The sequence below is a fragment of the Gemmatimonas sp. genome (assembly GCF_044345575.1).
Taxonomy (GTDB): Bacteria; Gemmatimonadota; Gemmatimonadetes; order Gemmatimonadales; family Gemmatimonadaceae; genus Gemmatimonas.
Genome location: NZ_JBIJAW010000089.1, coordinates 1 through 11,261 on the forward strand (window position 1 = coordinate 1; position 11,261 = coordinate 11,261).

The 11,261-nt window shown below is 68.7% G+C and carries 13 protein-coding genes; 8 read left to right on the forward strand and 5 right to left on the reverse strand.

The window, feature by feature from the left end:
• Positions 1–522 (forward strand): ATP-binding cassette domain-containing protein (locus ACIQ6O_RS07430; protein WP_396207142.1); only part of this gene is annotated, 522 nt, incomplete at its 5' end.
• A 221-nt stretch (positions 523–743) separates the two neighbouring features.
• Here the strand turns inward: ACIQ6O_RS07430 and ACIQ6O_RS07435 are convergent.
• From ACIQ6O_RS07435 to ACIQ6O_RS07445, 3 genes are all read right to left on the reverse strand, one after another.
• Positions 744–1,559, reverse strand: coding sequence for a carboxypeptidase-like regulatory domain-containing protein (locus ACIQ6O_RS07435; protein ID WP_396207143.1), 816 nt, complete (start codon positions 1,557–1,559; stop codon positions 744–746).
• Positions 1,560–1,663: 104 nt separating this feature from the next.
• The gene (locus ACIQ6O_RS07440) at positions 1,664–2,842 is read right to left on the reverse strand and encodes a M24 family metallopeptidase (protein WP_396207144.1); all 1,179 of its coding nucleotides are present in this window, start codon (positions 2,840–2,842) and stop codon (positions 1,664–1,666) included.
• Between the two features lie 20 nt (positions 2,843–2,862).
• Positions 2,863–3,558: a hypothetical protein gene (locus ACIQ6O_RS07445; RefSeq protein WP_396207145.1), complete on the reverse strand. Its 696-nt coding sequence runs from the start codon at positions 3,556–3,558 to the stop codon at positions 2,863–2,865.
• A 223-nt stretch (positions 3,559–3,781) separates the two neighbouring features.
• On the opposite strand from ACIQ6O_RS07445, the gene ACIQ6O_RS07450 reads away from it, so the two are divergent.
• The 7 genes from ACIQ6O_RS07450 to fabF all read left to right on the forward strand — a co-directional run bounded on the left by ACIQ6O_RS07450 (position 3,782) and on the right by fabF (position 9,331).
• Positions 3,782–4,069 (forward strand): anti-sigma factor family protein, encoded by a 288-nt coding sequence (locus ACIQ6O_RS07450; RefSeq protein ID WP_396207146.1) that lies wholly within the window; start codon positions 3,782–3,784, stop codon positions 4,067–4,069.
• A complete protein-coding gene (locus tag ACIQ6O_RS07455; RefSeq protein WP_396207147.1) occupies positions 4,066–4,866 on the forward strand; it encodes a DUF92 domain-containing protein in 801 nt (266 codons plus the stop codon). The genes ACIQ6O_RS07450 and ACIQ6O_RS07455 overlap by 4 nt, the downstream gene beginning before the upstream one ends.
• On the forward strand, positions 4,863–6,095 hold the full coding sequence (locus ACIQ6O_RS07460) for an NAD(P)/FAD-dependent oxidoreductase (RefSeq protein WP_396207148.1): 1,233 nt from the start codon (positions 4,863–4,865) through the stop codon (positions 6,093–6,095). Before ACIQ6O_RS07455 ends, ACIQ6O_RS07460 begins: the two co-directional genes overlap by 4 nt.
• Positions 6,096–6,206: 111 nt before the next feature.
• Positions 6,207–6,680: a flavin reductase family protein gene (locus ACIQ6O_RS07465; protein WP_396207149.1), complete on the forward strand. Its 474-nt coding sequence runs from the start codon at positions 6,207–6,209 to the stop codon at positions 6,678–6,680.
• 6 nt (positions 6,681–6,686) lie between these two features.
• Entirely contained in the window at positions 6,687–7,379 is a 693-nt protein-coding gene (locus ACIQ6O_RS07470; RefSeq protein WP_396207150.1) for a methyltransferase domain-containing protein, read from the forward strand.
• 63 nt (positions 7,380–7,442) lie between these two features.
• Entirely contained in the window at positions 7,443–7,964 is a 522-nt protein-coding gene (locus ACIQ6O_RS07475) for an SRPBCC family protein (RefSeq protein ID WP_396207151.1), read from the forward strand.
• A gap of 140 nt (positions 7,965–8,104) precedes the next feature.
• Positions 8,105–9,331: a beta-ketoacyl-ACP synthase II gene (fabF, locus tag ACIQ6O_RS07480; RefSeq protein WP_396207152.1), complete on the forward strand. Its 1,227-nt coding sequence runs from the start codon at positions 8,105–8,107 to the stop codon at positions 9,329–9,331.
• 364 nt (positions 9,332–9,695) lie between these two features.
• On the opposite strand, the gene ACIQ6O_RS07485 is transcribed toward fabF, so the two are convergent.
• Complete coding sequence (locus ACIQ6O_RS07485) at positions 9,696–10,235, reverse strand: inorganic diphosphatase (protein WP_396207153.1); 540 nt, start codon at positions 10,233–10,235, stop codon at positions 9,696–9,698.
• Positions 10,236–10,266: 31 nt separating this feature from the next.
• Positions 10,267–11,250 (reverse strand): porphobilinogen synthase, encoded by a 984-nt coding sequence (gene hemB / locus ACIQ6O_RS07490; protein WP_396207154.1) that lies wholly within the window; start codon positions 11,248–11,250, stop codon positions 10,267–10,269.
• Positions 11,251–11,261: the final 11 nt, after the last annotated feature.

Here is an 11,261-nt window from a genome sequence, read left to right on the forward strand (position 1 = left end):
CGCGATCTCACGCTCGACACGTTGCGTGGCGCCATCGGTATCGTGCCGCAGGAGCCGGTCCTCTTCAGCGGGACCATCCGCGAGAATATCGCCTACGCCAATCCGCGCGCCACAGCGGCCGAGATCGAGCGAGCGGCCCGTGCGGCGCACGCGTGGGAGTTCATCGTGAATCAACCGGATGGCATGGACACGCTGGTGGGCGAACGCGGCGTGAAGCTCTCCGGCGGGCAGCGCCAGCGCATCGCCATCGCCCGCGTGTTCCTCAAGAATCCGAGCGTCGTGATCCTCGATGAGGCCACCTCGAGCCTCGACAACGAGAGCGAACGCTACGTGGAAGAGGCGCTCGAGGAGCTGCTGCAGGGACGCACCACGCTCATCATCGCGCACCGCCTCAGCACCGTGCGCCGCGCCGACACCGTGATCGTGCTCGACGCCGGCCGCATCGTGGAGACCGGCACCCACGACACGCTGATGGAGCGCGAGGACGGCATGTACGCCAAGCTGTATGCGATTGGGGCGTGAGCCTCCCGGTGAACACGACAACTGCGGGAGCTGGTTGAACGGAAGCTTCTGAAACGGGAGCTGATGGTACGGGATATTGAAAAACGGGAACCGCGTCAGGCCATCGACGCCGTTCCCGTTTCTCCATTTCCCGTAGCCCCAGCTCCCGTAGCCCCAGCTCCCGTAGCCCCAGCTCCCGTAGCACGAGCTTCCGCCGTCCGAGCTTCCGTTCTTCCGCTGTCTCAGTACTCCACCGAGATCTTCGTCTGCACCCCGCCGTCCACGCGCACCTTCTGCTCGCGCGTGCCCAGCCGCTCGTGCCACACGTGCAGCGTGTACCGGCCGGGCGCCACGCCGTCGAACCGGAACTGGCCGTCGGCGGCGGTCACGGCCACGAACGGATGCGGGGCGACCACGATGTACGCCCGCACCCACGGATGCAGATCATCGCTGACACGCACGAGCCCGGGGGCGGCGCTCGACGCATCGCTAGGGACGATCTGCCCCACGTCGCTCAGCAACACCGTCGCGCGCGGTTCCGCTTCGCCGTCCACCGTGAACCGGAGGCGCGAGAGCATCGCGTCGCGGCCATTCACGAGCACGGTGCTCGCCAGCGCCACCCGCTGCACGCGCGGCTCGAGGCGGCAACCGTCGAGCGTCAGACGGGCACGGCGCGGCGCATCGTCCTTGGGTCCCGACGCCACGCCACTCAACCACACCACGGCGTTCCCCACGCCGCCATCGCGGCTGGGCACGAGCGATTGACTGAACGGCCGGCACACGGACAGGTCGTGCGTGGGCGTGATGCTCGTGTCCGTAGGCGCCCCGCCCGTGATCTCGCCGATGATCACGCCGGGATTGGCGATGGTCTGCACCGTGTACGTGCGGCCGCCGGGACCGCTGGCGGCCCGTGCCAGCGACCCGGCGAGGGGCGCCGAACGCGAGGCCGGCGCGGTATCGCCCGCGGCGGACACCGGGGCCTCGACATCGGCAATGCGGGTGCGGTCTTCCGAGGGGTCGCCGCAACCAAGCGCGAACAGCACGGGGACCGCGGCCACGAACGCCCACCGACGCCCTGCCTCCTGCTCCCTGCGGCCTGCCCCCTTCGCCAGGGAGCGGGCAGCAGGACGCAGGAAACGGGAAGCCGGACGATGCGACCGAATCAAACGACCCAGAGCTCCCGCTGAATCTCTCCGGGCGTAATGACGAGCGCATCCTCGCCCACATAGCAATTCACTTCGCTGCGCACGCCGAACTCGCCCACGAGATACACCCCCGGCTCGATGGAGAAGCCCACGCCGGGGATAAGTACGCGATCGTCGCGCGACTCGAGGTTGTCGATCTGCGGCCCGCTGCCGTGCAACTCCCGCGCATCGATGCTATGACCGGTGCGATGCCAGAAGTCCTTGCCGAAGCCGCGTGACGTGATCACGTCGCGCGCGGCATCGTCGGCCTCACCGCCACGCACCACCGCACCCGCCGCGATCCGATCACGCAGGAGCGTCAGCGCTGCATCGCGCGCATCACGCACCGCCTCCCACACCTGCACCACCTTGTCGCTGGGCGTGCCGAGCGAGCCCATCCACGTCTGGTCGGCATAGATGCCGCCCTTCTCCTTCGCCCACAGATCCACCAGCAACACATCGCCGTGCTGCACCAGCCGCGGCCGGGCGGCCGACGGCATGTAGTGCGGGTTCGCGGCATTCTCCGACGCGGCCACGTCGGGGCCGTGATCGGTCACCAGCCCCACCCGCTCGAACGCATCGAGGATACGCTGCTGCAGCTCATGCTCGGGGGCCGGCGTGCCCGCCGATGCCATGGCGCCCGCGTGATGAATCGTGTCGCGCGCGATGGCCGCGATGTGCTCGGCCGCCCTCGTGTGCGCCGCGAGCTGCGCCGGCGTCCATGTGGCGTACACCTGTGACACAAGTTCGCCGCTACTCACCACGGTCGCGCCGCTCGCACGCACGAGTTCGAGCACGCCCGCGGGAATGCGGTCGAGATACGGAATGGCGTCACCCGGCGAGTATTCCATGGCGACGCGCTTGCCCTGCACCAGCGCGGCCACCTCAGCCTCGAGGGCCCGCCACCCGCTATACACGCGCAGCGGCCACTCCTTGGGCCACTTCGCCCACGGGCCGGGCTCGATCGCGTGCTGAATACCGATCGGCAGGCCGGTGCGCGGAATGAACGCGAACACGCGGCGTGAGCAGAGCCCACCGAAGCCGAGCAACCCGGCCGCGATGGCATTGGTGCCACGGAAATCGTAGAGCAGCCAGCCGTCGAGCTCCGCGTCGGCGAGGAGCTTCTGCAGACGCGGCAACAACTCGGGAGTGAGCATGGGAGTGTGAAGCGGAGGGATCAGCGACGGCGCCAATCGGCGCGCCACTGGCAACTGGCATCACCGCGCGAGCGGCACATCACATGGTCCACGGCGCCGTCGGCATCGGCCATGAGCAGCAGCGCCTCGCGGAACGCGGCCTCGTAAAGGCCGCACCCCGCCCCCTTGGGCGCGGCGTCGGCACTCACCGGGGAGCGCACGTCGAGCAACAACGTACTGCCCTGACGCACGAGAGTGCCATCCATGTGACGGCGGGCCAGCGTGCGGAGCGCGCCGAGGGCGATGGGCCGGGCGATGATCTGGGGCAGCGAGCGCGCCGCCGTGCGGCGCATCCCCCCCACTGTGTCGACGAAGGCGCGCGCCCAGCGACGGCCCGCTTCGCGGAAGGCGAGGTCGGCATCGGGGCGTCGCCCGATCAGTCGGGCGAGGGCGAGGATCTCGTCGTACCCAATGCGCTGCCGCGCGCGCACGGCGTCGTTGTAGCGGCGGATCTGCTGCAGCACCGTCTCGCTGAGCCCCAGGCGCTTGTTCCGCAGCTCGTGTACGAAATCGGCATCGAGCTCGGCCGCCGGCGTGTCGATCGCCTTCACGGCCTCGAGGAGCGCCAGCGGGAGCCGGGCGTCGAGGGGGCCACCGTCGAGCGGCAGGAGCGTATCGGTCGCGAGAGGCGTGGGGCGGAGGGGTCGGCCTTCGTTCGCTGGGGGCGTTCGCTGCATAGTCGTCCATGCTAACGTGTTTCGGGTCACGCATTCAAGCGCAAAATGCGACGGAGTGGGTCCCATCCGACGCGGCCGAAGATTTTTCGGACGAAACGCCAGCTCCTGCGAACCCATACGCGGTTTAGTGCGTTTGCCGCTGGTGAGCGCGACTCTTCGCGGGTAGCGAGGCCTCTGGGTGTCTCCCGGCCTCCCTGTGGAATGCGCGCCGGTCCCCATTTCCTTGTTTCCCCCAGCCGGTTCACTCCCCCTGGCCGCTGACTGCTTCATCAGCCGACTGCACCTCCACGATTACGTGGACGGCGAAATCGGCGCCGACCACACCGGGTCGGCTCTCCGCGAGATCATCCTTGGCCATCTGGCGCTCTGTCCGCGTTGCGCGCGACTGGAGCATCAGCTGCGGGCCTTCCGCGTGCGCCTGCGTGCGCTCGGCGAGCGGATAACTGAGCAGGCGGACGAGCAGCCATCGCCGGAGTTCCGGGCGCGCATCGCGCGACTGCTGGCCGGATGATGCCCACGTGGTCCGGTGCCGCGGTTGGCACCGGACTGGCGGCGCTCGTGGCGGGTACCGCATGGCGCGCCGGCAGTCTGTCACGTGGAGGCGCCGTGGCGGCGCTCGTCACCGGCAGCATCGCCATGTCGGCCGGGCGCCCCTGGGGGCTCTTTCTCGTCATTTGGTTCGTATCCGCCTCGCTGGCCTCGCGGATGGGTCGACGCACCAAGGAGGCCGCCACGGGCGATGTCGTGGCCAAGGGCGGTCAGCGTGACGCCACGCAGGTCCTCGCCAACGGCGGGGTGTTCGCCCTGTGCGCCCTCTGGAGCTTCCTCGACCACGGGACGGTACCAGCGGTCGCCGGTGCCTCGGCGCTCGTGGCCGCAGGCGCCGATACGCTGGCCACCGAAACCGGCACTCTGTGGCGCGGGCGACCGTGGTCGCTGCGCACACGCGGCCCGGTCCCCACGGGTACATCGGGCGCCGTGAGCCTGCCCGGCACGTTTGGTATGGTGGGGGGCGCCCTGCTGCTGGCATTCGTGGCCTCCGTGTGTGGGCTGATCGGCCGCGCCGACATCGCGCTGGTTGCGTTGTCGGGAGTCGTGGGTGCCGTGGCGGACACGGTCATCGGCGCCTTCTGGCAGGCACGACGGTGGTGCCCGCAGTGCGAGCGGGAAACGGAGCAGGCGCTGCACCGCTGTGGGGTAGCCACGCACCCATGGCGCGGCGTGGCGTGGCTCACGAACGATGCGGTGAACCTCGCGTGCACCATCATCGGCGCATTGTTCGCGCTCGGCGTTAGAATCGTGGTATGAGCCGCGACGCGATGCGTGTCCAGGTGCTGGTCGTGGGAGGCGGACCCGCCGGCAGTTCGGCCGCGTGGCACTGCGCGCAGGCCGGGCTCGACGTCTGCGTGGTGGATCGCGCGCAATTCCCGCGGGCGAAGCCGTGCGCGGAGTACGTGAGTCCCGAGGGATCGCGTCTGCTCCATGCGATGGGCGCGCTCGACACGCTCGAGGCGCGCGCGGCCCATCTCAGCGGCATGGTCGTGCATGCACCATCCGGCGACCGCATTCATGGCGAGTTCGTGGCGCGTCACGGCTTTCGCGGCTTTCGCGACAAGGGGCTCGGGGTGCGGCGGGAGGTGCTCGACACCGTCCTGCTCGACCGCGCGCGGCACGCCGGCGTGATGGTGCAGGAGCAGGCCAAGGTGGAATCGCTGCTCAATGGGGCTGACGGGCGCGTGACCGGGGCCATGCTTCGCACGCCCGATGGTGAACAGGCGGTCCACGCCGATCTCGTGATCGGCGCCGACGGACTGCGCAGTGTGGTGTCGCGCCGCCTCGGCCTCGCGCATGTGTCGCGTTTTCCGCGCCGCGTGGCGCTGGTGGCCCACTATCGCGACGTCGACGGCGTCGGTGCACTCGGGGAGATGCACGTAACGCGGAGCGGATACGTGGGGCTCGCGCGCGTCAGCGATGATCTCGTGAACGTGGCGCTGGTGGTACCGAAATCCAAGGCAATGGGCATGCGCGATGGCGCCGAGGCATTTCTCGAAACGTGGCTGCGCGCGCACGCGCAGTTGGGGCCGCGCTTCGCGAAGGCCACACGCGTGACCCCGGTGCGCGCCACCGGCCCCTTCGCCTCGCGCGCCAAGCGGCCGTGGCACCCGGGGGCCATGCTCACTGGCGACGCGGCTGATTTCTTCGATCCGTTCACCGGTGAGGGGATCTACTCGGCGCTGCGCGGCGGCGAACTGCTCGCGGAATTCGCGCACGCCGCGGTTGGCGCCACGTCGGCGGCGACCCACGTACAGGCGTTGCGCGCCTATGAACGGCAGCGGAAAGCGGTATTCGGCGGCAAATGGCGCGTGGAGCAGCTCATCGGCCTCGCCGTGGGGTGGGCGCCGCTGCTCAATCACGCGGCGCGCGTGCTGTCGAGAGACCGCGACCTTGCCGACCTGCTCATTGGTGTGACGGGAGACTTCGTGCCCGCGAGTGCCGTGCTCAAGCCGCGGACGATCCTACGGCTGCTGGGCGCCTGAAGTGGGATCGGTTTGGCGGATGGGGCGTTCAGCTAGCAGGGGGAGCAGGTCAGAAATCCCTTCGCCCTGCTTTCCCCTGTTTGCGCCATTCGTCCCTCGCACCAATCCCTAGTGATCGATTCCGACCTCTTCCGCGCCGTCCTCGGCCGCTTCGCCTCCGGCATCACCGTCATCACGACGCGTGATGCGGCCGGAACGCCGCACGGCATGACCGTGAGCGCGTTTTCGTCGCTCAGCCTCGATCCGCCACTCATTCTCGTGTGCGTCGCCAACGACGCCACCATGGCGCCGGTCCTCGCGCAGACGGACACGTTCGCGGTGAACGTGCTGAGCACCGGACAGGAAGCCGTGTCGCGCCGCTTCGCGGGCAAGGTGGACGACCGCTTCGTGGGTATCGGGTTTCACGATGGGCGACTTGGCGCACCCGTGCTCGAGGACGTGCTCGCGTCGCTCGAGTGCCGCATCGTGGCGCGCCATCCGGCGGGAGATCACGTGATCGTGGTGGGCCAGGTGGAGGATGCCGCCGCCCACGAGGGGAAGCCCCTGCTCTACTACCGCGGCGGCTACGCGGTGCTCGAGCGCTAGCCACGCATGTTCACGCCGGCGCGGCGCCGCGGTGAGGAGATTCTCGACGATCCCACGGCGGACCCGGCGCTGGCCTTGCGTTCGCTACGCGACGTGGCGCTGGCCAACCGGCTGTTCGGTGGCCGTCGCGCGGTGCTGCATGAGCTTGGTACGCTCTTCCGCTCCTGCCCGTCCGGCAGCACGCTGACCTTGCTCGACGTGGGCACGGGACTTGGCGATATCCCCGCTGCCGCGCGCGCGGTGGCGGCCCGCCGCGGGCTCACGCTGCACACCGTGGGAATGGAGCTCGCCCCGCACCTCGCGCGCGCCGCGGCCGCAAACTGCTCGAGCACACTCGCCGGCAACGCCATGCAGCTGCCGTTCGGCGACGCGAGCATCGACGTGATCACCTGCTCGCAGGTGCTGCATCACTTCGACGGCGAGGAGGCTGCGCAGCTCCTGCGCGAATGCACGCGCGTGGCACGTCTCGCCGTGGTCGTTGGCGACCTGCGCCGCAGCTGGCTCGCGGTGGCCGGCCTGTGGGCCTCGTCGTTCGCGCTTGGCTTTCATCCCGTGAGCCGCCACGACGGAGTGCTGTCGGTCCTCCGCGGCTATACGAGGGATGAGTTGCAGCAGCTGGTCGAACGCGCCACGGGGTGCCGGTGCGCCACGCATCACCGATGGGGATTCCGTATCACGGCCGTGTGGTCCGGGCGTTAACGTGGTAGTGAGCGGCTCGAGGGCCGCCGCTGGTCACGAAATGCCCCGCATGCCCCCCGCCCAATGTCCGTGATCTCCACCGCCGAGCCGTTCGCCCTGGCCGCGCCGCCCTCCGGCCGTCTCGTCACCACCGTCGACGAACTCGTGGTGCGTGCGCCGGTCACGCGCATCTTCGACATCGCGGCCGCCGTGGAGCATTGGCCAGCCTATCTCGCCCACTATCGCTACGTGCGCTTCCGTGAGCAGCGCCGCGACGGTGGTGGCATCGTGGAGATGGCGGCGAATCGGCCGTTCGGGGTGTTCAACTGGCCCACGTGGTGGCTGTCGGAGATGGCGGTGAACCGCGACGTCCCGTGGGTGCGCTTCCGGCATATCGGCGGCGTGACGACCCGAATGGATGTGGAGTGGAGCTTCACCCCGGTCGATGGCGGCACGCTGACGCGCATCGTGCACGTGTGGGATGGGCCGAATTGGCCGCTCATCGGGCCGTTCGCGGCCACCCAGGTGATTGCGCCGGTGTTCGTACATGGGATTGCGTCACGCACGCTGGCGGGGCTGGCGAAGGTGGCGGAGTCAGGCGCATGAGCAGGTCAGAGGCGAACCACGGGAGCTTGAGCGACGGGAGCTTGAGCGACGGGAGCTTGAACGACGGGAGCTTGAGCGACGGGAGCTTGAGCGACGGGAGCTTGAACCACGGGAGCTTCAGCAACGGGTACCGGCGAAGGGTGGCGATCACCGGGATCGGATGTGTCACGCCGATCGGGGTGGGCGTGGAGGGGTTGTGGGCGGGGCTGCGCGCGGAGCGGTCGGTGGTGCAGCGGGCGGATCGCTTCGACGTGAGCATCTACCGGTCGCAGTGCGCGGCGCAGGTGAACGGCTTCGACGCCACCGACTGGATCGACGCGAAGCGTGTGAAGCGGCTCGATCGCTTCAGTCAGTTCGCCGTGGTGAGCGGCATGCTCGCGCTCGAGGACGGGGCGCTCGACCTCGACACCGTCGACCGCGAACGTGCCGGCGCGATGATGGGCACGGCGCTTGGTGGCGTGGGCTACGCCGAGGAACAGGCAGCGCGCTTCGCCCACGCGGGGCTGCGTGCGGTAGATGCCACGCTCGCCCTCGCGGTGTTCGGCGGCAGTGCGAGCTGCAACATGGCCATCGAGTTCGGCATCAGCGGACCGAACAGCACCAACGCGATGAGCTGCGCGAGTGGCAGCATGGCCATCGGCGAGGCGTTCCGGCAGATCCGCGATGGCTACGCCGACGTGATGCTGGCGGGCGGTAGTGAAGCCCCGTTGGCAACGCTCTGCTTCGGTGCCTTCGCACTTATCCGCGCGATGAGTACGCGCAACGACGACCCAACCCATGCGTCGCGACCGTTCGATGCCGACCGCGACGGGTTCGTGATGGGCGAGGGCGCAGCGGTGCTGCTCCTCGAGGAATGGGAGCATGCCACGCGCCGTGGCGCGCGCATTTATGCGGAGCTGAGCGGCTACGGTACCACAAACGACGCGCATCACATGACGGCGCCGTTGCCCGGTGGGGCGCAGGCAGCCCGGTGCGTTCGGATGGCGTTGCGCGATGCGCGCGTGGAGCCCACCGACGTGGAGTACATCAACGCGCACGGCAGCAGTACGCCGCTCAACGACCCCACCGAAACGGAAGCGATCAAGCGCGTGTTCGGCGAACACGCGTATCGCGTGCCGATCTCCAGCACCAAGGGGTACTACGGGCACGCACTCGGCGCGAGCGGTGCGTTCGAAGCCGCGATCAGCAGCCTCGCCATCGCGCGCGGCTGGATTCCGCCCACGGTGGGGCTCCAGACGGCGGATGCGGCGTGCGACCTGGACTACATACCCGGGAGTGGGCGAGCGCTGTCGCCGCGAGTGGTGCTGTCGAACTCGTTCGGGTTTGGCGGGATCAACGCGGCGTTGGTGTTCAGGGCGGCGGTGTAGAGCGATAACTGCGGAAAAGCGCGAGCGGAGCAACGCACCGGAGGAGCGCGAGCTCGTCGTCACGAGCAGCGCCCCACGTGACGTAGCTGGCGCCCACGAGCTCGCGCCCTCCCGGTGCGCAGTCCCGCCAGCGCTATTCGCAGTTGACGATGCCAGCCACCGGCGCGCCGTACCCCTCGCCGCGCGTCTCTGAGGGGCGTCAGCCGGCGCACGCGCGTAGCGCGCTGCGCTCGGCAGCCCCGAAGCAACGCGCGAAGAGGGTGTACGGCGTGACGGGGGCGGTCGCCCAGGCGATCAACCGGCAACGCAAAGGGGCAGACGACCACGTCGCCTGCCCCCTTCGACCCCGACACCGAAGCGCGAACTACTTCGTCGCGTACTTCGCCGCGTAGCGCACGATCGACTCCTTCACGATCTCCATCGCCGCCTCGCTCTTCTTCCACCCCATGATCTCCATGCGCTTCCCCTCGAGATCCTTGTAGATCTGGAAGAAGTGCTCCACTTCCTTGAGGTAGTGGGGCGACAGATCCGCGATGTCGAACACGTCCTGGTAGTACGGATCATCGGCCGGCACGGCGAGGATCTTGTCGTCGGGCTCACCCTTGTCGAGCATCATGAGCACCCCGATCGGTCGCGCCGTGATCTGGCACCCCGGGAACGTGGGCTCGTTGATCTTCACCAGCACGTCAAGCGGGTCCCCATCTTCGTGCAGCGTGCGCGGAATGAACCCGTAGTCGCCGGGATAGTGCACGGCCGAGTACAGGACGCGATCGAGCTTGAAGTGCCCGGTGTCCTTGTCGAGCTCATACTTGTTGCGCGAGCCCGACGGGATTTCGACGATGGCCGTGACCTGCTCGGGCGGATTCGGGCCCGGAGCGATGTCATGCCAGGGATTGTGCAGCATTTGGGGTACTCGGAGTGTGTTCAGGCCGCCTTCAACGGCGTGCCAGAACGGCCGCCGCGTCGAGGGCAAAGTAGGTGATGATGAGATCGGCGCCGGCCCGCGCGATGGCCACGAGCGATTCCATCATCGCGCGTTCGCCATCGATCCAACCACGCTCGGCGGCGGCCTTGATCATCGAGTACTCGCCGCTCACCTGATAGGCGCAGAGCGGGAGCCCGGTGTCACGCTTCACGGCCGCAATGATGTCGAGGTAGGCACCGGCGGGCTTCACCATCAGAATGTCGGCGCCCTCCTCCACATCCATCCGTACTTCACGTAACGCTTCACGGGCGTTCGCCGGATCCATCTGATAGCTGCGGCGATCACCGAAGGTGGGCGTGCTCTCCGCCGCCTCGCGGAACGGCCCGTAAAAGGCCGACGCGTACTTGGCCGCGTAGCTCATGATGGGCACGTGCGAGTACCCCTCGTCGTCGAGCGCCTCGCGCAGGTGGCCGATGCGATGATCCATCATGTCGCTCGGCGCCACCATGTCGGCCCCCGCCTCAGCGTGCGCGATGGCTTCCTTGGCCAGGAGCAGCAGGGTGGCATCGTTGTCCACGTCGCCGTCGGCGGTGAGCACGCCGCAGTGGCCATGGCTCGTGTACTCGCACATGCACACGTCGGTGATGACGAGCAGCTGCGGGAACGCCTTCTTCACCGCGCGAATGGCTTCCACCACCGGGCCATGCGGGTCCCACGCGGAGGAGCCGATGTCGTCCTTGGTGTCGGGAATGCCGAAGAGCAGGATGCCGCCGATGCGCGCGTCCACCGCCTTCTGCGCGTCGTTCAGCAGTTCGTCGACGCTCGTCTGATACACGCCGGGCATACTGCCGATGGGCTGACGCAGCCCCTCACCGGAACGCACGAAGAGCGGCCAGATGAACTGCGCGGGATCGAGCCGCGTCTCGCGGACCACGCGACGCAATGCATCGGTACGACGCAACCGGCGCAGGCGCACGGGGTGCGGACGCGACATGCCGAACTCGC

Excerpts from the sequence above, each read along its gene's own strand:
- ACIQ6O_RS07460 (WP_396207148.1), top strand. The coding sequence starts at position 4,863 with ATGAGCCGCGACGCGATGCGTGTCCAGGTGCTGGTCGTGGGAGGCGGA.
- ACIQ6O_RS07440 (WP_396207144.1), bottom strand. The coding sequence starts at position 2,842 with ATGCTCACTCCCGAGTTGTTGCCGCGTCTGCAGAAGCTCCTCGCCGAC.
- ACIQ6O_RS07485 (WP_396207153.1), bottom strand. The coding sequence starts at position 10,235 with ATGCTGCACAATCCCTGGCATGACATCGCTCCGGGCCCGAATCCGCCC.
- hemB (WP_396207154.1), bottom strand. The coding sequence starts at position 11,250 with ATGTCGCGTCCGCACCCCGTGCGCCTGCGCCGGTTGCGTCGTACCGAT.
- ACIQ6O_RS07470 (WP_396207150.1), top strand. The coding sequence starts at position 6,687 with ATGTTCACGCCGGCGCGGCGCCGCGGTGAGGAGATTCTCGACGATCCC.
- ACIQ6O_RS07475 (WP_396207151.1), top strand. The coding sequence starts at position 7,443 with ATGTCCGTGATCTCCACCGCCGAGCCGTTCGCCCTGGCCGCGCCGCCC.
- ACIQ6O_RS07445 (WP_396207145.1), bottom strand. The coding sequence starts at position 3,558 with ATGCAGCGAACGCCCCCAGCGAACGAAGGCCGACCCCTCCGCCCCACG.
- ACIQ6O_RS07455 (WP_396207147.1), top strand. The coding sequence starts at position 4,066 with ATGATGCCCACGTGGTCCGGTGCCGCGGTTGGCACCGGACTGGCGGCG.